Below are 23,053 nucleotides of genomic sequence, written 5' to 3'. Positions count from 1 at the left end.
ATCTTTTCGAAAAGATTTGGGGAGGCCTGCGATGACCGGGTTGCCGGAGCGGACCGAGAAGAAGCTGGGTCTGGTCATCGACCTCGATACCTGTGTCGGCTGTCATGCCTGCGTCACGGCCTGCAAGGGGTGGAATGATCAGGGCTATGGCGTGCCTCTGTCGGACCAGAATCCCTATGGGGCCGATCCTTCGGGAACCTTCCTCAACCGCGTTCACAGCTATGCGGTGCAACTTGTTGATGCTGCGGCGCAAATCATAAACTTCCCGCGGTCTTGCCTGCATTGCGAGGATGCGCCCTGCGTCACCGTCTGCCCGACCGGGGCGAGCTACAAGCGGGCGGAGGATGGCATCGTTCTGGTGAATGAGGATGCCTGCATCGGCTGCGGCCTTTGCGCCTGGGCCTGCCCTTACGGCGCGCGGGAACTGGATCAGGCGGCGGGGGTGATGAAGAAATGCACGCTCTGCGTGGACCGCATCTATAACGAGGCGCTGCCGGAAGAGGACCGGGAGCCTGCCTGCGTGCGGACCTGCCCCACGGGGGCGCGGCATTTCGGGGATTTCGCGGACCCCGAGAGCAAGGTCAGCCGGTTGACGGCGGAGCGGGAGGGGTTTGCGCTGATGCCCGAGATGGGGACGAAGCCGGTGAACCGCTATCTGCCGCCGAGGAAGAAGGACCGGCCGGAGGAGGCGTCACTGCTGGCGCCGCTGCTGGATATCAAGGCCACGGGGCTGGCTGGATGGCTGGACCGGGTTCTGGGGAAAATCTGAATGAATCCTGCGCCTTCCGTTGTCATCTTCACAGTTCTGTCGGGGCTGGGATTCGGCTTTCTCGCGCTGCTGGGGGTGTTTGGGTCGGCGGGGATGGCGGCCTTTTTCCTTTGGGCGCTGGGCTATGGGCTGGCGGTGGCGGGGCTGGTCGCCTCGACCTTCCATCTTGGCAATCCGCAGCGGGCGCTGTTGGCCTTTACCCAGTGGCGGACAAGCTGGCTGTCGCGGGAGGCCTGGGCTTCGGTCGTCACGCTGCTGCTGTTTGCGCCGCAGGCGGTTTCGGATTGGCTGGGGCTGGAATGGGGGCGGGGTTTCGGGATGGCGGGGGCGGCGATGGCCTTTGTCACGGTTTATTGCACGTCGATGATCTATGCCCAGATCCGGGCGGTGCCGCGCTGGCATCACTGGACAGTGCCGGCGGTGTTTCTGGCCTATGCGTTGTCGGGGGCTTTGGTGATGGGGGCGGTGCGGCCCTATGCGGCCTGGATGCTGGTGCTGCTGGGGATTGCCTTGGCGCTGCACTGGCATTTCGGCAAGAGCGCCTTTGCCAGGGCGGGGGCGAGCATGGAGAGCGCCACGGGGCTGGGCCGGATCGGGGCTGTGTCGGTCTTTGAGCAGCCGCATACGGGGGGGAATTACCTGATGCGGGAGATGATCTTTGTCGTGGGGCGGAAGCATGCCGATCGGGTGCGGATGATCGCGATGGTCTGTTCGGTGATGCTGCCGGTGCTGGCGCTGATGTTCATTCCCGGCGTGGCGGCGGTGATCGTGGCGGTGGCGGTGCATCTGCTGGGCGCGCTGGCGCAGCGCTGGCTGTTCTTTGCCGAGGCCGAGCATGTGGTGGGGCTGTATTACGGGGCGCACTGAGGGGTGGGTTCTGCGCCTTGTGGCGCTAGTTCCGGCGTCGGAGGCTGCCCCTTGTTCATCCTGACACCTGAGACGATCTGGAATCCCGGAGCCTTGGAGATGCGGCAGGTGCCGCGGCGCGTCTTTGGGCGGGTGATGGTCTTCCCGCGCCGGGGGGCGGGGCTGGGCCTGTGGCTGCGGCTGGTCTTCGAGGTGGAGGTGCTGCGCTATCTGGTGGCGCTGTTGCCCTTCCTGCTGGGGGCGGTGCTGTTTCCCCGCTATGCGCTGGCGATTTCGCAGGCGCCGCTGCCGATGCTGATCGTGGTCTATCTGTTCGAGGCCAAGGTGTTGCGGCTGTCGAAGGCCAAGGCGAAGGCTTTGGCCAGCGCGGCGGAGGTGGAGCGGGGGCTGGACCTGTTGCGCGTGCGGGCGGTGGCGGTGCTGTCGAAGATCGCGGCGGGGCGGGGGCTGGCGGAGGGGCGGCTGCATCTGGTGGTGGAGCAGTCGGAAATCTGGCGATTGCCGCCCCTGACGCTGGTTTCGGTGCAGAGCGAGGCGGGGCCGGACTCCGGGCCAGAGGTGGTGCGGCTGTCCGGCGAGGAACGGGCGCTGCTGGCGGGGCTGTTCGATGCGGAATTCGGGGAGCGCGATCTCTTGCGGGTGAATCTGGCGGCGGGGGACTGTCTGCGGGACGTGGCTTTTGACGTGCGCGGCGTTTCGGCCCATGCGCGGCTGGCGGCGCTGATCGGTTAGCGCGCGAGGTCGAGGATCGTTCCCCAAGGGGCGCGGGGCGCGTGGCGGGCGTCGGGGACGGCCCAGATCACGGGGAAGCGGGGTCGGGGCGGGAGCGGGGCTTCCAGATCGGTGAGGACGATGAGGATGGAGGGGCTGAGGGCCGCCGCCGCCGCGAAGGCGGGGGCGAAGGCGGTGCCGCCGCCGCGTGGGGCGTTCATCGAGCGGAGTTGGGTGGCGGCGGTGGCGGGGTCGAGCTTGATCGCCGGGGCGGGGGTGTCGTCGAAGGGGATGAGGTGAAGCTCGGCCCGCGTGCGGCGGGCGATGGCGGTGCATTCGGCCATGAGGAGGGCGAGGGCGTCATCGGTGATGCTGCTGGAGGTGTCGAGCGCGATGACCACGCGGGGGGCGGGGCTTTGGCGGGCGGTGCCGGGCTGGAAGGCGGGTTCGGGGGTCTGGTCCTGTTGGGCCTGCGCCATGGCTGCGATGAAGGGGCGGGCGGGGCGGCGGTGCGTGGGCTGGGGCGCGTCCAGCGTGGCGCGGGTGAGGAGGCGGCGCAGGATCACCTCCCACGGGGTTTCGGGGATGGGGATATCTGCAAGGCGCAGGCCTGCGGCGCCGATGCCGCGGCCTGCCATGCGGCCTGCATCGAGGGCGCGGGAGAGGTGGCGGTGCCAGTCGGCCTCGGTCTTCGGGTCGGGGACGTCAGACGGGCCGGTATCGGGTTTGAGGTCGGGCTGGAAGCCCTGCGCGGTGGCGTAAGCGAGGGCGCGGGATTGCGCGTCGCCCGTGCCGCCGGGGGTGGTATCGCGCAGGCGATGATAGAGGCGGTCCACGTCCCAATCGGCCAAGGCCTGACGTGGGGCGGCGGTGGTGTCGAGGGCGCTGGCGAGCAGCCCCGTCAGGGTAAGGGCGGGGCGCGGGATGGCATAGCCTGCGGCGAGCAGGGTTTCGTTCACGATGGCATCGGCGGCGATCTGCCAGAGGCGGGCATCGAAGCGGTCGCCCAGACGGAGGGCGAGGGCGGCGAGGCGGGGGGAGTGGCGCAGGGCCACGTGGAGGATGTGATGGGCGGCAAGGCCCATCTGTTCGTGCCGGGGGAGGGTGTCGAATTCGGGGCCGTAATGGATGCACTGACCCGTGGTTTCGGCGGCTGGCCCGTGGTCGCGGTCGCGGTGGTCGCACCAGAGGGCGAGGGCGGCCATGGCCGGATCATGTTCGTTCAATGCGCGGAGCGCGGTGGTGGCGCGGGTGCTGTGGCGCGTGGTCATTCGAGCCCCATCATTCGAGACCCATCATTCCAACCCCTGCGCCTGCCGTTCGGCGCGGTATTCGGCATAGGCGGGGGAGGTGCGGAAGGCGTCGGTGAGGTTCTGGGTCAGGGCCTTCTGGATCAGGAGTTCGAAGCCGTGGGTGCAAAGCTCGGCCAAAGGCAGGCGGGCGAAGGGGGCATCGGGGCGCAGGCGGGGGAGGTGGCGGAGGTCGGCCATCACCTCGATCACCTTTGGCATGGTGGCGGCGTCGGCGGTGCCGATCAGGGCATAGGTGAGGGCGGTGAGGCCGGTCATCGTCTGGGGGTAGAGGTCGGGGCGTTTTGCCTTCGGTGCATCGAGCAGGTCGGCCACCTGCACGGTGGCGGCGATTTCCTCGGCCACCAGCAGGAATTCGGCGGCGGCGGCGTCGCCGATAGTGCCGGCGATCATGGGGGCGCGGAGGCGCGGGTCGGGGATGGCCTGAAGGATATCGGAGACGCGGACCCATGAGCGCGGGGTGCAGGCGATGGTGAGGCCGCGGCGAAGCGCGTCTTCAGAGTTTTCCAGAAGGTCGGGGCGGGTGCGGATGAAGGTGATGACGGCGGGGTGGAGGCCGCGCGGGACGGCGTAGCGGGTGAGCCAGTCCGTCGCCTCGGCCCGGAGATGCAGGTGGATCAGGCGGTCGGCGAGGGCAGTGCCCATCTCATAGGCAATCGCCCCATCATCGGTGCCGTTCCCGGCGGCGACGAGGAAGCAGGAGGCGGGAAGCTGATGGCGGCCGACGCGGCGTTCCTGAAGCAGGCCATAGACGGTGGGTTGCAGGCTGGGCGCGGCGGCGGTGAGTTCGTCGAGGAAGAGGATCGCGGGGCGGGCGGGATCGTCGGGCAGGTCTTCGGGGCGATACCAGACGGTGCGGCGGGTGCTGTGATCGTAGAAAGGCAGGCCGCGCAGATCCTGCGGTTCGATGGTCGTCAGGCGGAGGTCGAAGAGCTGCGCGCCGGTTTCGGCGGCGAGTTGCGCCACGATGTCGGATTTGCCGATGCCGGGGCGGCCGTGCAGCATCCATGCGGCGGTGAGGCTGCCTGCGGCCTGTGCCTGATGGGCGGCGCGGAGGAGGGCGAGCGCCTCGCCCGCCGAGATGGGGGCGGTGTTCACGGTCATGGGGCGTCTCCTTCTGCCTGCGGGCGGAAGCGTAGCGGGACGGGCGGCTTCGGCAAGCGGTTGTCCTTGCCGGAGGCGCGGCCTAAGACTGATCGGGGCGGTTTCCTGCGGGGGCCGGAGCAGGAAGGGACGGCGGAACATGGACGGGATCGAACTGGCGGCGCTTTTGCCGGTGATCGGGGCGCTGATCGTGGCGGGCGCGCTGATCGGGCTGCTGGCGGGCGTGTTCGGCATCGGGGGCGGGGCGATTTCGGTGCCCATCTTCTTTGAGCTGTTCCGGGTGCTGGATTACCCCGACGAGGTGCGGATGCCGATGGCGGTGGGCACGTCGCTGGCGGTGATCATCCCGACCTCGCTGAATTCGGCGCGGGGGCATTTCCTGCGGGGGACGGTGGATATGGATCTGCTGAAGCTCTGGGCGGTGCCGGTTGTGCTGGGCGTGCTGGCCGGATCGGTGATCGCGCGCTTTGCCGAGCCGGTGGTGTTTCAACTGGTCTTCGTGGCGGTGGCGCTGACCAATGCGGCGAAGCTGCTGACCGGGGGGAAGGGCTGGCGGCTGGCCGAGGGTCTGCCGGGGCGGAAGGTTCTGGTCGGTTATGGTGGGGTGATCGGGGTATTGTCTGCGCTTATGGGTATCGGCGGGGGGGCGATTACGAACCTGCTCTTGACGCTGCATGGCTATGATATCCGCCGGGCGATTTCGACGGCGGCGGGGGTGGGCGTGCTGATCGCGCTGCCGGGGACCATCGGTTACATGCTGGCGGGCTGGGGCAAGCCGGGGTTGCCTGCGGATGCGCTGGGCTATGTGAGCCTTTTGACCTTTGCGCTGACGATTCCCACCACGCTTTTGACCACGCGGTTCGGGGTGAAGCTGGCGCATACCCTGCCCAAGCGGGTGCTGGAGACGGGGTTCGGGATTTTCCTGCTGGTGGTCTGCGCGCGGTTCGTCTGGGACATGCTGGGCTGAGGGGGGATCATGGCACTGGCGGTTGTGACGGCGGGGACTTCGGCCATCGGGCGGCCCCTTGTGCTGGCGCTGGCGGGGGCGGGGCATGATGTGGCGCTGACGCATCTGGGCAGCGCCGAGGCGGCCGCGCGGGTGGTGGCGGAGGTGGAGGCGCTGGGGCGGCGCTGTCTGGCGGTGGAGGTGGATGCGGGGGATGAGGTGGCGGTGCCTGCCTTTCACGCCCGCGCAGCGGAATGGGCGGGGGCGGCGCCGGCGATCCTGGTGAACAATGCGGGCATCCAGAGCTGGGCCGGGCTGATGGAGTTGCGGGTGGAGCAGTGGGATGCGGTGATGCGCACCAATCTGCGCGGCACCTTTCTGAACACGCAGGCCGCGGCGCGGCTGATGATCGCGGCCGGGGTGGCGGGGTCCATCGTCAACCTCGGATCGGGCTGCAACAAATGGGCCTTTCCGCGGCTGGTGGATTACACCGCGTCGAAGGGCGGGATCGAGCAGTTCACCAAGGTCGCGGCGAGCGAGCTTGGCCCCCATGGGATAAGGGTGAATTGCGTGGCTCCGGGGGCGATTGCCACCGAGCGGACGGCGGCGGAGGCGGGGGATTATGCGGGGCAATGGGCGCCGATCACGCCGCTGCGCCGGGTGGGGACGCCCGAGGATATTGCCGGGCCGGTGCTGTTCTTCTGTTCGCAGGCGGCGGCCTATGTGACGGGGCAGACGCTGTGGGTGGATGGCGGCACCTTTTCGCAGGCCCCCTGGCCCTATGAGACCTGAGCCGCCTTGGCGGCGGCGGGGGCCTGCTCCAGATGCCGGGCCAGCGCGGCGCGCAGGGCGGAGGGGGCGACGGGTTTGACGAGGTAATCGGACATGCCCGCAGCGAGGCCCCGGTCGCGGTCGCCCGTATCGGACTGGCCCGTGAGGCCGATGATGGGCAGGCCCGCGCGGGCGCCGGGCAGGGCGCGGATGCGGCGGGTGGCGTCGATGCCATCCATCACGGGCATCTGGCAGTCCATCAGGATCAGGTCGATGTCATGGTCGAGCAGGGTCTCGATCGCCTCGGCCCCGTTGGTGGCGGTGAGGGTCCTGAGACCCTGATGTTGCAGCAGGGCGGCGGTCACTTCGAGGTTGAGCGGATTGTCGTCCACGATGAGCGCGCTGCGGCCGGCGAAAGGGGTGGGCGGCACCGGGTCCGGCGGGAGGTCGGGGGTGAAATCGGGGGCCTGCCCCGGCATTCGGCGACCGCGCAGGTCCTGGCCTGCGAAGATGTCGGTCAGGCGGGGGATCAGGATATCGGGATCGACGGGTTTCAGGACGAGATCGCGGAAGCCGTGGTCATAGGCGTCTTCCACTGCCGCATGGCCGCCCCGATGGGAAAGGAGGACGAGCGGCGGCAGCGCGGCACCGCAGGCGGCCTGAAGGCGGGCGGCGGCGAGGTGGCCATCGGCATCGGGCATGCGGCTGTCGATCAAGAGGGCATCGACGCGGGCGCGGCGCAGGGCGGCGATGGCTGCCGTCAGATCGGCTGCGGTGGTGATCCGCGCCCCGGCGGCGGCGAGGGGGCGAGAAATGGCCAGGGCGGCGCGCGGATTGTCATCGAGGATCAGGAGGCGGCGGTCGCGCAGCGGTTTCGGCACCGGCAGGGCCGGGCCGGGGGCCGGGTCGAGCGGCAGGCGCACCCAGAAACGGCTGCCTTCGCCGGGGGCGCTGTCCACGCCGACCTCGCCCTGCATGAGATCGGCGAGCTGGCGGCAGATGGCGAGGCCGAGGCCGGTGCCGCCGTAGAGACGGGCGGTGGACTCTTCGGCCTGCGAGAAGCTCTGGAACAGGCGGGTGATCTGTTCGGGGGACATGCCGATCCCGGTATCGGAGACGGTGAAGCGGATCATCCCTTCCGTTTCGGCGGCCACGTCGAGGCGGATTTCGCCGGAGGTCGTGAATTTCAGCGCGTTGGAGAGGTAGTTCATCAGGATCTGCGTGATGCGCAGCGGATCGCCGATGAGGCGGGGGGGCAGGGCGGGATCGGCGTCGAGGATCAGTTCCACCCCCTTGTCGGCGGCGGCGGCGGCGATGCTGTCGCAGGCGGCGCGCAGGACGGGGGCAAGGCCGAATTCGGTGCGTTCGATGCGGAGCTTGCCCGCCTCGACCTTTGACAGATCGAGCACGTCGTTGACGATGGACAGCAGGTGCTGGCCTGCCGCCTGAAGCTTGACCACATAGTTGCGCTGATGCGGGGTGAGGGGAGAGCCGAGGAGCAGGTCGCCGAAACCGATCACGGCGTTGATGGGGGAGCGCAGCTCATGGCTCATCTGCGCGAGGAATTCGGATTTCAGGCGCGCGGTCTGTTCGGCAATGTCGCGGGCATGGGCAAGCTGGGCGGCGGCGGCCCGTTCGCGGGCGGCATCGGTGAGGACCCAGACCGCCCCGGCGGCGGGATCGCGCGGGTCGATGGCGGTGGCGCGCAGATGGACCCAGCGCAGCGAGCCGTCGCCGCAGCGCAGTTCGGTGCTGCCGTGATAGGTTTCGCCGCGGCCCATGCTGGCCAGGGCTTCGGCGCGCAGGCGCGACCATTCGTCGGGATCAGGCAGGAAGAGGCGGGTACTGGCCCCGGTCAGTTGATCCTGCGGCCAGATGAGCAGGGAGGACAGGCCGGGATTGCAGGTGGCGATGCGGCCGTCGCGGATCAGGGCGATGCCGCTGTCGGCGGTGGCGAGGATGGTTTGGAGTTCATCCGTGCGGGCGGAGAGGTCTTCGGTCCGGCGGGCGACCTGCGCCTCGAGCGTGCGCTGGTGATTGGCGAGGGCGGCCTCTGCCTCGCGCGTTACGGTGATGTCGTTCCAGATCGACAGGATATCGACGCGGTCGCCATCGGGGACGGCGGTGAGCAGCACCTCGATCAGGACGGGGGTGCCGTCGGCGCGCAGATGTTCCCAGTCGAACTTGACGCTGCCTTCGTGCAGGACGCGGTCGATGATCTGCGCGGCCTTTTCGGCGGAGCGGGTTCCGTCGGGCTGATGGTCGGGGGAGATCTGGTCGGGGCGCAGGCCGAGGAAGGTGGCGCCGTTGCGATAGCCGAGGATGGCATGGGCGGCGGCGTTGCCTTCGGTGAAGACGCCGTCTTGCAGCAGGGCGGTGGCCTGGGCGGAATGCCGGAAGGTTTGGCGGAAGCGTTCCTCGCTGCGGGCGAGGCGGCGGGTGGCGAGGGCGCCCAGGGTGCGGCCGGCAAGGCGGGAGGCGGCCAGATCGACGAGCAGCCGTTCCTCGGGGTGAAGATGGGCGAACTGGCCGCTGGGGGCGAGGACCTCGATCTCGCCCGTCTCGACGCCCTCGATCATCATGGGCGAGGTGAAGAGCCAGGACCAATCGCCCGGCCGCGGATCATGGACCGTGTCGAAGAGGCGCAGGCGAAAGCCGAACTGGCCCGGCGCGCCGATCCCGTTTTCGAGGGCGAGGGCGACGGCGGCCAGCACATCCTGCGGCGGGCGGGAGAGGTCTTCGGTGGCGAGGAAGACGGCATGGAGGCCATTGAGTTCGCGGGTGCGGTGATGCAGCGCCTCGGCCACCTCGCGGCGGGCACGGTCGAGGCGACGCAGCCGCCCGCGCAGGACCAGCACCGCGCCGAGCGTGGCGAGGCTGATGAGCGCGAGGGAGAGGGCGAGCCATGGGCTGCTGGTGGTGGCGAGGGGGGCGCGAAGGCTGCGGCCCGGCCCGGCGCGGCGGCGAGGGCGAGGATTGCCGGAAGGAGGATGCAATCCGGGCCGCGTCCGCGCTGCGGATGGCGGAGGGTCTGGCGGTTCTGTCCCGTCTGTTCGGCGGTCATGCGGTCTTCCTGCGGGCGGATCCTGTGGCGATCCGGTTTCGGGGCGGTCCATCTGGCCGGAAGGCGTGGGAAGAACCGTCTGTTCAGGAATCTTTACGTGGCCGCCGTGAGGGTGGCTTTGCGCCAGATCAAAACAACCGGGGATTGTTTGTCGGGGTGGAAATCAGGCCACGGACCCCCGCCTTTGGCGCGTCGTCAGTTGACGCTGCGGTGGAAATAGGCGCGCGATCAAGGGTCTAGCCCCTGTTCACTGGCGAAGCGCGGTTGGAGGCGGGGCTGGCCATCGCGGTGGGAAGGGCGGCCGGGCGGCCCTTCCCGGGGAGTGGCGGAAGTTGCCGGAATGAGAAAAATGCAGCGGCGCAGTTTTGGCTTGATGATTATGCAAATCATTCGCATAAATGACCTGTCCGGGATGGCTTGCCTCCATCCTGATTCGACAGGCCCGCCACCGCGACCCCGGGGCGGGCCTTTTTCCTTGCGCCTTTGCGGGGGGGGGTGGCGGTCTCCGAAAGGTGGCGCCGGGGGCGGAAATGGCTGCGGGATCAGGGTGTTGCGGCTGCGGCCGGGACGGGGGGGCAGGTGCAGGCTGACCGAGGCGGGCAGCGGCGCCGGGGCAGAGGCGCGCGAGTCGACGATCATGAGGAACAGCGCGACGGTCGAGAGCAGCAGGACGAAGATGGCTGCGGAGAGCAACGCGAAGAACCGGTGCATGAAAACCCCTTGGAACGGTGCGGCGAGACGGCCTTTGTCCTAGCCTGCCGGACGGGCGCGGGGCGGTGCAAGACAATCCGGCTCTGACTTCCGTTTAGGTCTGCGCGCGCGGGAGGGCTGTGTCGCGGGGTATAGGGCGGATGGCCCGGATATTGCCGCAAGTTTACGGAGAATTGGGGGAAAGGCCCCAATTCGGGGCGGGCTGGCGTGAGGAAGGCCCTTGCAGGGGGTGGGAATGAGGGCCCTGGCGGGGGCGGCTGTGCGGTCCGGGGGTGCGGTGATTCGGGACCGGGCGCGCGGCTAGAGGGACATCAGGCTGCGGAAAAGGGCCGATCCCCAGGACAGGGAGCGGTCATAGAGCCTTTCCCGAACCAGCGCCGTCGCGGCGCATTTGCGGCGGTAGGTGTCGGGATCGTTCAGCAGGTGCAGGAGGAGACCCTCCAGGGCCTGGCCATCATCGGCGGTGAAGACCGAGGCGGCATCGCCGAGAAGCTCGGCCGCAGGGACGACCGAACTCAGCACCGAGGGGATGCCGTGAGCGGCCGCTTCGAAGCCGACGACGGCGAGGCCTTCGTTGAAAGATGTCATCGTGGGACAGATGACCAAGTCGGAGGCGGCGATGGCGGCATGGACGCGGGCCGAGCCGATCCTGCCCAGAAAGGTGATCCGCCCGGCATGGGGCGAGGCCGCGCAGCGTGCCCGGAGCGCGGCTTCGGAACTGCCGGAGCCGGCAAAGGTCAGGGTCAGATCCGGATGCTTCCCGGCCAGCCTTTCAAAGGCATCGAGGAGCAGGAAGACACCCTTGGAGGGTTCGGTTCGGCCGAGAAAGAGAAGGTTGCTGGGTCTGTCGCGCCGTTGCAGCGGATAGCGATCCACGATCTGGGGATGTTCGACCTCTCCTTTGACCCGCCCTCCGGTCAGCGCAGCGATCTGGCGCATGCATTCGTGAGAGGTGCAGACCGCGCCATCCAATGCGGCGGCCTGCCCGGCGAGAAGCGCCCGCCGCAGGCGATTTTTCGGATCGGCGGGCGGCCGCCCCATAGGCCAGAAGGAGTTATGCGCCGACAGGATCAGCTTCCGTCCCCTGGCCATGCCCTTCCAGGCGGCGGCAGGGGTGTGGGTCGAATTGAGCACGATATGCGGCCTGAATCGCGCGACCTGTGCGGTGACGTCCCGGGCGAATCTGTGCTGGCTCCATATCCACTGCCACCGGTTCGTTGCGGCGCGCTCTTGCACCTGGTCGAAGCGGAACCGTCCATCCTGTCTTGGCGATCGCGGCGCGGGAGGGGGGGCGAGGGATATGATCTGGCAGTCGGCTTCCAGCCTGTGCATGAGTTCGTAGAACATCAGGGAATAGGCGATGATCGGCACCCGCGTTTCGTGGCGGCCTTCGCGCCACTGATCGAAGGTGCCTACGACGTCACCCGGTCCGGGGATGTAGCTGATACGCAAGGGGGCGGAAGGGGCAAGGCCCAGATGGCGGCGCAGGTCTGCACCCGCGCTGTCGGGAACCACGATCACATCGTCCATCACATGGCGCAAGCCGTTCGCCCCCACGCATACCAGCACAAACGCGCACCGTGCCGCGGCTAGCCCGCGGCCACAGTTTTGACACAATCATTAATCGGGGCGTTTTTCAACGGCGATCAAGGGCTTCGACGTCGCGATGAGGAAAGCGCCGGGCCGTGTTGCCCAGGGTTCGGCGCGGGGCTTTGGCGTCGTGCGGGGCCGGGGGCGGCGGAAATGTCTGACTTAACCGCTTCGGCGCCGTCGCAGCGGCGGCCCCCGGGGGCGGGGGCCGCCGTGCCTGGATCAGGCGGCTTCGCGGCGGAGGGCCTGGGCCATGCAGTGGATGCCGCCGCCTGTCTTGGAGATTTCCGACATGTCGATGGCGGCGACTTCGAAGCCGCGCGCCCGCAACTGCCCGATCAAGGTCTTGGAGATCGTGGGCGCAATCACCCTGTCGCGGCCGAGCGACATGAAGTTGCAGCCGAGTGCCATCGTATCGCGGAAGGGCACGTCGATGATTTCATGCCCTTTCGCCTTGAGCCAGTCCACGATGCCCGGCTCGGTGCAGTCGAGGCAGACGGCGGTGAGCTTGGGCGCGATTGGAACGACCATCAGGTCGATGTGAACATAGTATTCGTCGATGAAGGCGAGGCGGGTTTCCCAGCCTTCAGCCTCGAACCAGCTTTGCACCTGGCGGGCGCCTTCCTCCTGTGTGCGGGCGCCGCCGCAGCCGATGAGGACGCAGCCTTCCTCGATCACGTTGAAATCCCCGCCTTCAAAGGTGCCGGCGGTGACCATGTCATAGATCGGTATGCCCAGTTCCTCATAGGTGCGGATGGCGGCGTAGTTTTCGCCGCGCCGCCACCAGTTGGCCATCGCGGTGATGATGGCGCCATAAGGGGTCATCACGGAACTGTCGCGGGCATAGACCTGCATCGGCAGTTCCGGGCTGGGCTTGTGCATATGGACCTTGACCCCGAAATGTTCATAGGCCGAGACAAGCTCGGCATGCTGGGCCTGGCCGACCTGGATGTTGCAGGGCGCCTCGCGCAGGTGCTTGCGCGACAGGGACGAGGTGGAGAGGTGGCGCAGATGGGCGGGGCTGCCCAGAAGCACATCGGTCAGCGGATCGGTTTCGTTGCGAAAACCCCAGCCTTCGAGCGGTTTCGTGCCGCCCCTGGGATTGCGCCGTTGCAGGCTGAAGGGTTCGGAGCCGTGGCGATAGGTCTGCATCGAGGTCTCTCCTGGTTCAGGCGCCGGGCATGGCGGAGGGAATCCACCAGTCCTGCCCGCGCGGGGTGGTTACATATTCAGGCCAGCGGAAATTGATGGGCGGAGGATAGTCGCAGAGCGGGGCGGTCCAGTCGCTGCCGCCGACGCCGCCGCCGGTGCGGTGCAGGAATTCGGCCATTGCGGCTTCGCGCGCCTCGGCATCTTCGAGCAGGTGGAGGGCGGAGAGGGCGAGGATCTTGGCCGCCGTCTGCACCATCGGGTCGATCGTGGCCGGGATGCCGCCGAGGGCGTTCATCACCCAGGCCGGATAGGCCGTGCCGGGCGGGGCCTTGAGGGCAGGGCGGGCGACATAGAAGCGCGCAGTGGGGGCGTGCCAGGTCATGTCGGTATAGTCGTCGGAGGTGGAATTGAGCTGTGACGGCGGCAGGTCGCGGCGCAGGATCGCTTCGGCCTCTTCGGGGTCGATCAGGCGGGTCATCTCGTCGAGGAAGGGTTCGAGCATGGGGACCATGCCGAGATTGACCTGCATCTCGCGGGCGATGGCCTTTGCCGCCTCGTCCCAGACCGGCGCCCCGACCAGTTGCATCGCTTTCCAGACGGTGCGGGCCATGGCGTGATTGGCCAGCCCGTGGCGCGACTTGCAGACCCAGTGGCGTTCCCAGCGGCAGCCGGTCATGGCGGCGGCGGCGGCGGCGTTGCGATCCAGCACCGCCGTCACCTGATCGGCCATCGCGATGGTCGGGGTGCGGATCATGTATTGCAACTCGGCCAGGCCTGCGGGGAGGTTGTCGGCCGTGGCCTGACCGGCGGTAAGGATCGCTTCGGAGATGGACCAGCCGCCCTGATGGGGCAGCATGGACTCGCGGAGGGATTTCGACGTCTGGTACATGAGCATGAGGGCGTCATTTGCCCCCGGTGCGCGCACGGCGGAATGGGATTGCGGGATCGGCGCGCCATCGTGAAGGCCCCAGCCTTCCGGCGCGTCGCAGAGGAAGCGGTAGATCATCGCATAGGCCGCGCCGCAATGCGTGTCCCAGCGGACGGTATTGCACATGGGCAGCATGTAGAAGGGATGGAAGGAGAGGATCGCGGCCAACCCGTCGTAGTATCCGGCGGCGGCGTGGATGGGCTTGGACCCGCGGACCTTTTCGGCTGGTTCTCCGGTGAAGCGCAGGCCGCCGGGGATGCCATGGGCCGTCATCGCGGCCTTGATGGCGAGGACGGCGCCGAGCCCGGCCATGCCGAGGCCGGAATGCGGATCGGTATGGCCGCCCGCCTGAAACCCCAGACCGGCGCGGGGTTCGCGCCGCGTGGAGGCGGCCTGGCAATTGCCCGGGACCGCGTCGTATTCGGCATAGAGGCCGATCACCGGCCCGTCGCCGTTGCGCCAGTCGGCGCAGAAGGCGGTGGGCATCCCGGCGGAGCCTTCCTCGACCGTGAAGCCTTCGGCGCGGAGGCGTTCGACATACCAGGCGGCAGAGCGGTATTCGCGCCAGGCGGTTTCGCCGAAGCCGAAGATCGTGGCCGTCCAGTCCGACAGGTCGGGGGCCCGACGCGCGATCTCGTCCATGGCGAAAATCTGGGCGGGGCTGGGGGTCATCGGCCGATCCTTTCCCGCAAAGCCTAATCGGCGCGCCTGCGCCAAAGGAAGTGAAACCTTTTTCAGCGCTCGGCAAACGGTTTTCACCTAAGCGCTTGCCCGCTGGCGGAAGCTGCCCATAGTGGGAGGATCAGGAGAGGCATGACGGCGATGAGAGTTCCATCCACCCAGGCCCTGCGCGCCCTTGTCAGTTTCGCGCGCCATGGCACCGTCTGGCAGGCGGCGGAGGAGTTGAACCTGACGCGGTCGGCGGTGAGCCATCAGCTGCGGATGCTGGAGCGGGATCTGGATTTCCACATGCTGAACCGGGTGGGGACGCGGGTGGAACTGACGGCGCAGGGGCGCGCCTATGCCGATGACGTGCGGCGGGCGCTGCTGGCGATTTCCGGAGCGGCGGCGCGCAATATCGGGCGCGGCGTGGCGGGCAGCCTGACGGTGAGCTGTGCGCCCGGTTTTGCGTCGGGCTGGCTATGCAACAAGATCGGGCGGTTCACGGCGGCCCATCCCGATGTGGCGCTGTCGATCATCACGCCGCGCCGTCTGGGCGAGGTGTCCAACCCGCTTGTGAATCTGTTCATCACCTATGGAAACGGCGAGTTCCCGAACATGGAGAGCGAGCATATCCTTGATGTGGTGTCGTCCCCCGTATGCAGCCCGGCGATGGTGAACCGGCTGGGCGGGATGCCCGAGCCGCAGGATGTGCTGCGGCTGGGGCTGCTGCATCTGTCGGATTACGCGGATTGGGCGCTGTGGTTCGCCTCGGTCGGGCTTGATCCGCAGATGGCGGCGACGGGGGTGGTGTTTTCGGACATGCATCTTGTCTATTCCGCCGCGCTGGCCGGGCAGGGGATTGCCATGGGCGATGTGGTGCTGTCGCAGGATGCGATGCAGAACGGGCAACTGGTACGGCCCTTCGAGCAGGAGGTGCGGTCGCCCAAGGCCTATTACATGGCCGTGCCGCTGGCGATGGTGGACAATCCGACGGTGATGGCCTTCCGCACCTGGCTGCGGGCGGAGCGCGCGCAGGGCTTTCCGCCGCCGAGAATGGCGGCTGCGGCGCGGTGACGACAAATTTCCTTTGTCGTTAAGAAGAAAAACTATCGTTTGTGCGGCTTTGGCCTGCCCCCTTAGGATTTCCCCAAGGCTGTGGGAACGGATGGGGGTCGCCGGGTGTCCAGCACGAGGGCCGCGACGAGCGTCGAGGTGGGTGTCAAGGCGGGTGCAAGGGCCGGCGCCGCCGAGATCGGTGCCGAAGGGATCTGCAAGACCTTCGGGTCATTTGCGGCGCTGAGCGATGTCAGCCTGACCATCGGCCGGGGGTAGTTCCTGACGCTTCTGGGACCGTCCGGATCGGGCAAGACGACCTTTCTGATGATCCTTGCAGGGTTCGAGGCCGCGACGCGCGGGCGGCTGACGCTGGACGGGCGGGACATGACGCAGACCCCGGCCGAAGCGCGGGCCTTCGGCATGGTATTCCAGGGCTATGCGCTGTTTCCGCATATGACGGTGGAGGAGAACATCGCCTTTCCGCTGAAGGTGCAGCGCCGGTCGGCGGGCGAGATCCGCCGCCGGGTGGCCGAGATGGTGGAGATGGTCGGGCTGGGCGGGCATTGTCACAAGCGGCCCGCGGGATTGTCGGGCGGGCAACAGCAGCGCGTGGCGCTGGCGCGGGCGCTGGCCTATGACCCGCCGGTGCTGTTGCTGGACGAGCCCTTTTCCGCGCTGGACAAGAACCTGCGCGGGCAGATGCAGGACGAGGTGCGCCGCCTGCACCGGGACCTTGGCACCACCTTCGTCTTCGTGACCCATGATCAGTCCGAAGCGCTGGCGCTGTCGAGCCGGGTGGCGATATTCGATCACGGGCGGTTGCAGCAGATCGCGCCGCCGCGGGAAATCTATGAACGCCCCGCCAACCGTTTCGTTGCCGAATTCCTGGGGTCGATCAACATTCTGCCGCTTGAGGGCGTCCGCCCGGACGTGCCCGGCGCCCGCGCCAGTTTCGAGGGCCGGCCGCTGGTGCTGGCGGCGGCTTTGGGAACGCCCACCGCCACCCTGGCCCTGCGCCCGGAATGCATGAGCCTTTTCCGTTTCGCCCCCACCGACTGCAACGCGATTCCCGCCACGCTTATCGACCAGACCTATCTGGGCGCGGAGACCCACCTTGCCTTCCGGACGGCGGGCGGGGTTCCCCTGTCCCTGTCCCGCCCCACCGCCAGCCTTCCGCCAGACCTCGCGCCCGGCGCGCAGTGCTGGCTTGGCTGGGAAACCGACCAGGGGATCTTTCTCTGACCGCCGCGAAAGCCGGACCCACCCGGCTCCAGAACAAACGCACAACAAGGGAGACTGCCATGAATACTCCGTTCGAACTCGACCAGATCGAGATCCTCGCCCAGAAGGCCCGCAGCGGGGCGATTTCGCGCCGCAGCTTTACCCAGCTTGCCGTCGCGCTGATGGGGACGGCTGCGGTGTCGCTGCGCGGCACGCCCGTCCTTGCCCAGTCGGGCGAACTGGTCTTCGTCAACTGGGGCGGGGATGCGATGACGGCCTATGACACGGCCTATGGCGCGCCCTTCCTGGCGGAGTCCGGGATCACGGTGAAGCAGGACGGTTCCGGCCCCAGCGAGGGGGCCATCCAGGCGCAGTTCGAAAGCGGCAAGCCCGCCTGGGACATCGTGGATGCCGATCCCTTCTCGGCACAGGCGCTGGGCAAGAAGGGGATGATGGAGCCGATCGACTATACGGTCGTGGACAAGACCAAGACGCGCGAGGGCTTTGGCTGGGAATATGCGGCGTCGAGCTATTTCTACAGCTATATCATCGCCTATGACGCGACCAAATACGGGGACAACCCGCCCAAGAGCATGGCGGATTTCTTCGATGTGGAGAAGTTCCCCGGCAAGCGCGGGATGTACAAATGGGGGGCCGGGATGTGGGAGGCCCTGCTGATGGGCGATGGCGTGGCGCCGGCCGACCTTTATCCGCTGGACATCGAGCGGGCGCACAAGAAGCTTGAGGCCTTCAAGGGCAATGTCGCGGGCTATTGGGGTGGCGGGGCGGAAAGCCAGTCGATGCTGATGAATGGCGATGCCTCGATGGTGCTGGTCTGGTCCACGCGGGCCAAGCTGCTGGAGCAGGATTCGGGCGGCGACATCACCTTCATCTGGGATCAGGGCCTGATCGCGCCGGGGTCCATGGCGGTGATCAAGGGCAATCCGGGCGGGGCGGAGGCGGCGATGAAGTTCATCGCCTCGGCCCAGGACCCGGCGCGGCAGCTTGTGATGTTCAACCTGCTGGCGCAGGGTCCGGCGAACCCGGCGACCGATGCGCTGCTGCCGCCCGAGGAGGCGCGGTTCAACCCCGTCGATCCGGCCAATGCGGCCAAGCAGATCCCGCTGAACATGGAGTGGTATGAGGCGAATTACGGGGCGGCGCTGGACGCCTATCTCGCCATCATCTCGGCCTGAGGCGAAGGGGCATCCCGGCCCGGCGCCGGGGTGCCCCCCCTTTTGCGGAATTCCCCGTGATGCACCGATTGCCCCGCCCTGTCTGGCTGCTGTTTCCCCTGCTGGGGTTCATGCTGCTGACCTATGTGCTGCCCTTTCTTGGCGTAGCGGCCTGGAGCGTGACCCTGCCGGAGCCGGGGATCGGGCAGTATCAGGCGGCGCTGACCGATCCCTTGGTGCAATCTGTGTTCCTGCGGACCTTCCGCGTCTGCCTTGTGGTGACGGTGGTGACGGTCGCCGCCGCCTATGTGATCACGCTGATCTGGGTGCGCGGGACGCCCATGCAGCGGCTGGTGATCGAGCTGTGCATCCTGATCCCCTTCTGGATTTCGGTGCTGACGCGCGCCTTCGGCTGGCTGGCGCTGCTGTCGAACCGGGGCATCCTGAACAGCTGGGCGCAGAACCTTGGGTTTCTGACGGAACCCCTGACGATGGTGCGGAACGAATTCGGCGTGGTGGTCGGGATGGTGCATTTCCTGATTCCCTTCGCGGCCTTCCCCCTGGCTTCCGCCATGCGGGCGGTGGATGAGCGGGTGTTGCTGGCGGCGCGGGGGATGGGGGCGGGGCGGACGCGGGTCTTCCTTCAGGTCTTCGTGCCGATGACCGGCCCCGGCATCCTGGGGGCGGCGCTGGTCGTCTTTGTCTTCGCGCTGGGCTTTTTCGTCACCCCGGCCATTCTGGGGGGCGGGCGGTCGGTCATGGCGGCGGAACTGATCTATCTGCGCATCTTCCAGAGCCCGAACTGGGGTCTTGGTGCGGCCATCTCGGTCATCCTGATGGTGGCTGTGGGGGCGCTGCTGGCGCTGATGATGCGGCATGCCCGCGGGGCGGGGCCGCGATGACCACCCCGCCCGGACGCCTTGCCCTGTGTCTTGCGGCGCTGGTCGCTGTCTTCCTGCTGATGCCGCTGGTCGCGGTGATCCCCGTTTCCTTCACGCCGAGCCGGTTTCTTTCGCTGCCCGAGGGGGAATGGTCGCTGCGGCATTACCGGGTGCTGATCGAGAACCCGGCCTGGGGGCAGGGGCTTGGCCTGTCCATCGGCATCGGGGTGGTGAGTTCGGTGCTGGCGACGGGGATGGCGCTGGCCTTCAGCCTGGGCATCTGGATGGTGCAGCCGCGCTTTGCGGGGCTGCTGATGGGGATTGCCCTGCTGCCGATGGTGGCGCCGCCGGTGGTTTCGGCGCTGACGCTCTATTTCTTTCTGATCACGCTGGGCCAGTTCAACGACGTGATCGCCTATGACACCTGGGCGGGCGTGGCGTTGGCCCATGCGGTGATGACGGCGCCCTATGCGGTGGTGTTGATCACGGTGGCGCTGACGCAGGTTGACCGGCGGATGGACCTGGCGGCGCGCGGGATGGGGGCATCGCTGACGCGGCGGATTACTTCGGTGATCCTGCCCAGCATCCGCTTTGGCGTGCTGTCGGCGCTCTTGCTGACTTTCGTGCTGTCCTGGGAGGAGATCGGGGTGACGCTGTTCATCACCTCGGTCGATGCGGTGACGCTGCCGCGGCTGATGTGGATGGGGTTGCGCGACAACATCGACCCGGCCATCGCGGCGATCTCGGTGATCCTGATCTGCGTGGTGGTGGTGGTGATCCTGGCCAAGACATTCTGGCTGGGAAGCGGTCGCCGGGCGAAGGGCGAGTGAGGCCGGGACGCAGCCCCGCCCATGCGGAGGCCGAGGCGGGGCGCGGCAGGAACGGCGGGTGACTTGGCGGTGCGGAAGCGACTGCGGTCCAACCTTCTCTGGGCTGGAATATCGCTACTTGTTTCCTTCCCGAAAGAATTCGAAGGGTTTTTCAACCTGACCGGTGAGGCAGTGCACCCGGATCGGCGGAAGCATTTCAAGGTCTGCTGGGTCGTAGGCCGAGTCCTCGGCCAGCGCGATATCGGTCAATGGCCCGAATGCCACATCGATGAAGGCGAAGTCGCTTCGACGGAGTGCGAAGGTATCGAGAACACGAACGAATTCTGGCAAGGCGTGGCGCCAGGGGTATTGCACGGTCAGCAGGATGACAGGGGTGCCGCATAGATAGCTTTCCTCAAATAGTAATGGTGAAGGATCATTTGTGCCTTGACCGTCGAATTCATGCCTTATGACCAGCCCGGTTTCCTTGTCGCGCAGGGTCACGGCAAAGCGCACATCATCGTTCACAGGGTCCAATCGAATCATGAGCGTCCGGGTTTCCACGGAGTCCTCGTCAAAAAGCGTCTGAAAGTGACTAAGCTCTTGAGCGGAAAGGGATGCCGCGTAGACACCACCAACAAAAGCCATGACGAGCTGTGATCTCACTCCGCATCCTCGAATCTTGGGCTGGCAACGGAGAAGCGGCAAATGTCGTCAAACCTCCCTCCGTCACGAATGCTCCGCATCAACTCTCGACGATCTTCGTAGATCCTGGTTCGTCGATTGATCTGTGCCGTGATCGTGTTGGTCGCCTCGTCGGTAAGCTCCGCGTCGGCAAGGCCCGGCAGATCGTGGCTAAGCCAGAAGTAGACTGCGGACCTCACCGCATAGACCGGTTCGGCCGCGCGACTTGGCTCGGTCTCGAAACCAATACCTTCCCCGAAGTTGGCTTCGTGCCACTCGCTAAAGGCTCGGTAGTTCGCACGGCCGGTTAGCTGAAAAAGACTGCGGCCACGGTAGGCCCAACCATCGCCGCTATCTGCATCACCATTGCCCAGGCGGTTGGCATAGGCAAGGTTGGCGATGGACACTTGGTCGGCCGGATGCACGTCCATTCTTCCATATAGATCAGCATCATCGGGATGATCCAGGAAATAGTCGAAGGTGTTTCTCAGTCCTTGGGGATTGTAATTCAGACCTTCGACAAGTCGCGCATCGTCGCCGGCTTCATGCCGCATCTGAGCAAGAAAATGAATGAGGCGCTCCCGTATATCGAGCTGCCCCGATACGACTCTCAAATCCAACTCGCGCGCGATCGCTGAGAGCTTTTCACTGTCCGCGTCAGGGAACACGGATGCCAGTCGGTCTCCGGTAAGGATGTCGCAGGTCGCGCCCTCGGGGATGGCGCTAGGATAAATGATCGGCTCGGCGGTACAACGGCAGTTCCAGCTCTGACCCGGATGACCGCCTTCAGGAGGGTTGGACCAGAAAAAGATGTGGTCGTCGTTTGCCGCATGTATCGCGCGAACTCGGGAATCGTCCCTGCTTCGCCAGATATAGCGATCAACGTGCAGGCCTTCTGCCTGAAGGAAGCCGTTCAGGATTTCCGCATATCGGGCAATGATTGCAGTTATGACCGGATCATTCGGGCCAACAGCCACACCTGTTTCGGTCAAACGGGTTGCGACCTCGGCGCGAAGTTGATCACGGATGGGCGTCAGTTCGACGGAGCTGACGTCGACAGAGACTCCGCTAGGGAGGTATTGGTTCAGTCGACTGACCGCCGCCACGAGTGCATCATCAATGATGCTGTCAAGCAATCGGTCGGGCACGACAGAAGACTTGCGCTCTAGAATGACGAGGCTGGTCAATGGCGAGACGAAGGTGCTCTGTCCGCCCGCCCTGATCCAAGATGAGAACTTGCTCTCGTGCCGCATTCCGTCCCTGCCCCCCGAAAATGGCGGTCATTGGACATGATCATAGTCAAGAATGCGTTAACGGTCCGAAAGGAACCCCACCTGCGTCCAGAGAAAGTTCGACACCGGTTGCGTTGGCGGAGAGGGTGGGATTCGAACCCACGGTAGGCTTGCACCTACTCCGGTTTTCGAGACCGGCGCGATCGACCACTCCGCCACCTCTCCGTGCTTTAGGGGGGTCGTCAGTGCGGGGTGTCTAGCGGGGTCATTCGGGGCTTGCAAGGCCGATTTCGTGGGCATCGGGCAGAATTTGCGGCGACGGCGGGCGTGGCTCGCGTTGTTGTGGCTTGCCGTGGCTTGGCAAGCGGGGCGGCATTCCTTAGCTGTGAGGCAAGCCGTCGGGCGTTGCAGGAAAGGAGAGTGGTCATGGCCGAAGCGATGGGGTCCGGGATCGGGGCGCTGTGTCGTGCTGTTGCGCTGGCCGCGCTGATGGGCGGGGGGCTGATGCCTGTCCTGCCGCTGCCTGCGCAGGCGCAGACGGAGGCCGAGGCGGCGACCGAGACCGAGGTGCAGGCCGAGGCGCAGGGGGCGGATCTGCGGCCCGAGGTGGCCGGGCTGATGCAGACGATGCGGATCGCCGACATCGTTGCGCTGCTGCGCGAGGAGGGGATCGACTACGGGCGCACGCTGGAGGCGGACATGTTCCCCGGCGCGGGCGGTTCGGGCTGGGAGGCGACGGTCGCGCTGATCTATGATGGCGGGCGGATGCAGGAGGCCTTTGGCGCCTCGCTCAACCTTGCGCTGGAGGGGCAGGAGGCGGCGACGGAGGAGGCGCGGGCCTTCTTCGGGTCGGATCTGGGGCAGAAGGTGCTGGATCTGGAGATCGAGGCGCGGCGGGCGCTGCTGGACGAGGCGGCGGAAGAGGCGGCCAAGGTCGCCTGGGAGGAAATGGCGGCAGAAGGGGGCGCGCGAGTCGATCTGCTGGAAGCCTTCGTGGCGGCGAATGACCTTGTCGAATCGAATGTGATGGGCGCGCTGAATTCCAATCTTGCCTTCTATCAGGGGATGGCGGAGGGCGGTGCCTTCGGCGACGAGATGACGGAAGAGCAGATGCTGTCGGACACCTGGGCGCAGGAGCCGGAGATCCGCGCCTCGACCTCGGACTGGATCTATCCCTATCTGGCGCTGGCCTATGGGCCGCTGACGGATGAGGAATTGCAGCAATACATCGACTTTTCCTCCAGCCCGGCGGGGCAGGTGCTGAATACGGCGCTGTTTTCGGCCTTTGACGACGTGTTCACGCCGGTCTCGAAGGCGCTGGGTCTGGCGGTGGCGCGGCAGATGCAGGGGCAGGATATCTGAGCCAAAGCAGGGCCCGGATCGGGCTTGACTTCGCGGGCGCTTGCCCC

At 66.9% G+C, this 23,053-nt stretch carries 20 protein-coding genes and 1 tRNA gene; 12 read left to right on the top strand and 9 right to left on the bottom strand.

Annotation, left to right across the window (positions count from 1 at the left end):
* Positions 1 to 31: 31 nt before the first annotated feature.
* The 3 genes from C0V75_RS10125 (at position 32) to C0V75_RS10115 (ending at position 2,368) form a co-directional block, all read left to right on the top strand.
* Entirely contained in the window at positions 32 to 769 is a 738-nt protein-coding gene (locus C0V75_RS10125; RefSeq protein WP_101920834.1) for a 4Fe-4S dicluster domain-containing protein, read from the top strand.
* Positions 770 to 1,636: a DmsC/YnfH family molybdoenzyme membrane anchor subunit gene (locus C0V75_RS10120; RefSeq protein WP_101920833.1), complete on the top strand. Its 867-nt coding sequence runs from the start codon at positions 770 to 772 to the stop codon at positions 1,634 to 1,636.
* A gap of 99 nt (positions 1,637 to 1,735) precedes the next feature.
* Complete coding sequence (locus C0V75_RS10115; protein WP_101920832.1) at positions 1,736 to 2,368, top strand: hypothetical protein; 633 nt, start codon at positions 1,736 to 1,738, stop codon at positions 2,366 to 2,368.
* On the opposite strand, the gene C0V75_RS10110 is transcribed toward C0V75_RS10115, so the two are convergent.
* Together C0V75_RS10110 and C0V75_RS10105 are read right to left on the bottom strand one after the other, a co-directional pair.
* On the bottom strand, positions 2,365 to 3,618 hold the full coding sequence (locus C0V75_RS10110) for a VWA-like domain-containing protein (RefSeq protein ID WP_101920831.1): 1,254 nt from the start codon (positions 3,616 to 3,618) through the stop codon (positions 2,365 to 2,367). The two genes, C0V75_RS10115 and C0V75_RS10110, sit on opposite strands and share 4 nt — an antisense overlap.
* Positions 3,619 to 3,642: 24 nt before the next feature.
* On the bottom strand, positions 3,643 to 4,761 hold the full coding sequence (locus C0V75_RS10105) for an AAA family ATPase (RefSeq protein ID WP_101920830.1): 1,119 nt from the start codon (positions 4,759 to 4,761) through the stop codon (positions 3,643 to 3,645).
* A 139-nt stretch (positions 4,762 to 4,900) separates the two neighbouring features.
* On the opposite strand from C0V75_RS10105, the gene C0V75_RS10100 reads away from it, so the two are divergent.
* On the top strand, positions 4,901 to 5,728 hold the full coding sequence (locus C0V75_RS10100) for a sulfite exporter TauE/SafE family protein (protein WP_101920829.1): 828 nt from the start codon (positions 4,901 to 4,903) through the stop codon (positions 5,726 to 5,728).
* A gap of 9 nt (positions 5,729 to 5,737) precedes the next feature.
* Entirely contained in the window at positions 5,738 to 6,499 is a 762-nt protein-coding gene (locus tag C0V75_RS10095; RefSeq protein WP_254216437.1) for an SDR family NAD(P)-dependent oxidoreductase, read from the top strand.
* On the opposite strand, the gene C0V75_RS10090 is transcribed toward C0V75_RS10095, so the two are convergent.
* From C0V75_RS10090 to C0V75_RS10075, 4 genes are all read right to left on the bottom strand, one after another.
* Positions 6,487 to 9,474, bottom strand: a complete 2,988-nt coding sequence (locus C0V75_RS10090; protein ID WP_101920827.1) for a response regulator — start codon at positions 9,472 to 9,474, stop codon at positions 6,487 to 6,489. The genes C0V75_RS10095 and C0V75_RS10090 overlap by 13 nt on opposite strands.
* A 1,079-nt stretch (positions 9,475 to 10,553) precedes the next feature.
* Complete coding sequence (locus C0V75_RS10085) at positions 10,554 to 11,783, bottom strand: glycosyltransferase family 4 protein (protein WP_101920826.1); 1,230 nt, start codon at positions 11,781 to 11,783, stop codon at positions 10,554 to 10,556.
* 282 nt (positions 11,784 to 12,065) lie between these two features.
* Positions 12,066 to 12,995: a dimethylarginine dimethylaminohydrolase family protein gene (locus C0V75_RS10080; RefSeq protein ID WP_101920825.1), complete on the bottom strand. Its 930-nt coding sequence runs from the start codon at positions 12,993 to 12,995 to the stop codon at positions 12,066 to 12,068.
* 16 nt (positions 12,996 to 13,011) lie between these two features.
* Positions 13,012 to 14,595 carry an amidohydrolase gene (locus C0V75_RS10075; protein WP_173861063.1) on the bottom strand — a complete coding sequence of 528 codons (1,584 nt, stop codon included), beginning with the start codon at positions 14,593 to 14,595 and terminating at the stop codon, positions 13,012 to 13,014.
* 141 nt (positions 14,596 to 14,736) lie between these two features.
* Here C0V75_RS10075 and C0V75_RS10070 point away from each other — a divergent pair, with 141 nt between their 5' ends.
* The 6 genes from C0V75_RS10070 to C0V75_RS10050 all read left to right on the top strand — a co-directional run bounded on the left by C0V75_RS10070 (position 14,737) and on the right by C0V75_RS10050 (position 19,749).
* Positions 14,737 to 15,660, top strand: coding sequence for a LysR substrate-binding domain-containing protein (locus C0V75_RS10070; protein WP_216821437.1), 924 nt, complete (start codon positions 14,737 to 14,739; stop codon positions 15,658 to 15,660).
* A 105-nt stretch (positions 15,661 to 15,765) separates the two neighbouring features.
* Positions 15,766 to 15,918, top strand: a complete 153-nt coding sequence (locus C0V75_RS23565) for a hypothetical protein (protein ID WP_254216436.1) — start codon at positions 15,766 to 15,768, stop codon at positions 15,916 to 15,918.
* 3 nt (positions 15,919 to 15,921) lie between these two features.
* Entirely contained in the window at positions 15,922 to 16,884 is a 963-nt protein-coding gene (locus tag C0V75_RS10065; RefSeq protein WP_371410682.1) for an ABC transporter ATP-binding protein, read from the top strand.
* A 59-nt stretch (positions 16,885 to 16,943) separates the two neighbouring features.
* On the top strand, positions 16,944 to 18,059 hold the full coding sequence (locus tag C0V75_RS10060; protein ID WP_101920824.1) for an ABC transporter substrate-binding protein: 1,116 nt from the start codon (positions 16,944 to 16,946) through the stop codon (positions 18,057 to 18,059).
* A 59-nt stretch (positions 18,060 to 18,118) separates the two neighbouring features.
* The gene (locus C0V75_RS10055; protein ID WP_101920823.1) at positions 18,119 to 18,940 is read left to right on the top strand and encodes an ABC transporter permease; all 822 of its coding nucleotides are present in this window, start codon (positions 18,119 to 18,121) and stop codon (positions 18,938 to 18,940) included.
* On the top strand, positions 18,937 to 19,749 hold the full coding sequence (locus C0V75_RS10050; RefSeq protein ID WP_101920822.1) for an ABC transporter permease: 813 nt from the start codon (positions 18,937 to 18,939) through the stop codon (positions 19,747 to 19,749). The genes C0V75_RS10055 and C0V75_RS10050 overlap by 4 nt, the downstream gene beginning before the upstream one ends.
* A 114-nt stretch (positions 19,750 to 19,863) precedes the next feature.
* Here C0V75_RS10050 and C0V75_RS10045 read toward each other — a convergent pair whose 3' ends face one another.
* The 3 genes from C0V75_RS10045 to C0V75_RS10035 all read right to left on the bottom strand — a co-directional run bounded on the left by C0V75_RS10045 (position 19,864) and on the right by C0V75_RS10035 (position 21,869).
* Positions 19,864 to 20,376, bottom strand: a complete 513-nt coding sequence (locus tag C0V75_RS10045; RefSeq protein ID WP_101920821.1) for a hypothetical protein — start codon at positions 20,374 to 20,376, stop codon at positions 19,864 to 19,866.
* Between the two features lie 14 nt (positions 20,377 to 20,390).
* Positions 20,391 to 21,665 carry a phage minor head protein gene (locus tag C0V75_RS10040; protein WP_101920820.1) on the bottom strand — a complete coding sequence of 425 codons (1,275 nt, stop codon included), beginning with the start codon at positions 21,663 to 21,665 and terminating at the stop codon, positions 20,391 to 20,393.
* Positions 21,666 to 21,779: 114 nt separating this feature from the next.
* A tRNA-Ser gene (locus tag C0V75_RS10035) sits at positions 21,780 to 21,869 on the bottom strand.
* A gap of 201 nt (positions 21,870 to 22,070) precedes the next feature.
* Here C0V75_RS10035 and C0V75_RS10030 point away from each other — a divergent pair.
* On the top strand, positions 22,071 to 23,006 hold the full coding sequence (locus C0V75_RS10030; RefSeq protein WP_254216434.1) for a DUF2059 domain-containing protein: 936 nt from the start codon (positions 22,071 to 22,073) through the stop codon (positions 23,004 to 23,006).
* The last annotated feature ends 47 nt before the right edge of the window (positions 23,007 to 23,053 follow it).

Source organism: Tabrizicola sp. TH137 (assembly GCF_002855575.1).
Lineage (GTDB): Bacteria > Pseudomonadota > Alphaproteobacteria > Rhodobacterales > Rhodobacteraceae > Paragemmobacter.
The sequence above is the reverse complement of the archived record's forward strand: the minus strand, read 5'-3'. Positions and strand labels throughout refer to the sequence as shown.

Bases quoted from the DNA above. Each gene is read 5' to 3' on its own strand.
- C0V75_RS10125 (WP_101920834.1), top strand. From the start codon at position 32: ATGACCGGGTTGCCGGAGCGGACCGAGAAGAAGCTGGGTCTGGTCATC.
- C0V75_RS10120 (WP_101920833.1), top strand. From the start codon at position 770: ATGAATCCTGCGCCTTCCGTTGTCATCTTCACAGTTCTGTCGGGGCTG.
- C0V75_RS10115 (WP_101920832.1), top strand. From the start codon at position 1,736: ATGCGGCAGGTGCCGCGGCGCGTCTTTGGGCGGGTGATGGTCTTCCCG.
- C0V75_RS10110 (WP_101920831.1), bottom strand. From the start codon at position 3,618: ATGACCACGCGCCACAGCACCCGCGCCACCACCGCGCTCCGCGCATTG.
- C0V75_RS10105 (WP_101920830.1), bottom strand. From the start codon at position 4,761: ATGACCGTGAACACCGCCCCCATCTCGGCGGGCGAGGCGCTCGCCCTC.
- C0V75_RS10100 (WP_101920829.1), top strand. From the start codon at position 4,901: ATGGACGGGATCGAACTGGCGGCGCTTTTGCCGGTGATCGGGGCGCTG.
- C0V75_RS10095 (WP_254216437.1), top strand. From the start codon at position 5,738: ATGGCACTGGCGGTTGTGACGGCGGGGACTTCGGCCATCGGGCGGCCC.
- C0V75_RS10085 (WP_101920826.1), bottom strand. From the start codon at position 11,783: ATGGACGATGTGATCGTGGTTCCCGACAGCGCGGGTGCAGACCTGCGC.
- C0V75_RS10080 (WP_101920825.1), bottom strand. From the start codon at position 12,995: ATGCAGACCTATCGCCACGGCTCCGAACCCTTCAGCCTGCAACGGCGC.
- C0V75_RS10075 (WP_173861063.1), bottom strand. From the start codon at position 14,595: ATGACCCCCAGCCCCGCCCAGATTTTCGCCATGGACGAGATCGCGCGT.
- C0V75_RS10070 (WP_216821437.1), top strand. From the start codon at position 14,737: ATGACGGCGATGAGAGTTCCATCCACCCAGGCCCTGCGCGCCCTTGTC.
- C0V75_RS10060 (WP_101920824.1), top strand. From the start codon at position 16,944: ATGAATACTCCGTTCGAACTCGACCAGATCGAGATCCTCGCCCAGAAG.
- C0V75_RS10055 (WP_101920823.1), top strand. From the start codon at position 18,119: ATGCACCGATTGCCCCGCCCTGTCTGGCTGCTGTTTCCCCTGCTGGGG.
- C0V75_RS10050 (WP_101920822.1), top strand. From the start codon at position 18,937: ATGACCACCCCGCCCGGACGCCTTGCCCTGTGTCTTGCGGCGCTGGTC.
- C0V75_RS10045 (WP_101920821.1), bottom strand. From the start codon at position 20,376: ATGGCTTTTGTTGGTGGTGTCTACGCGGCATCCCTTTCCGCTCAAGAG.
- C0V75_RS10040 (WP_101920820.1), bottom strand. From the start codon at position 21,665: ATGCGGCACGAGAGCAAGTTCTCATCTTGGATCAGGGCGGGCGGACAG.
- C0V75_RS10030 (WP_254216434.1), top strand. From the start codon at position 22,071: ATGGCCGAAGCGATGGGGTCCGGGATCGGGGCGCTGTGTCGTGCTGTT.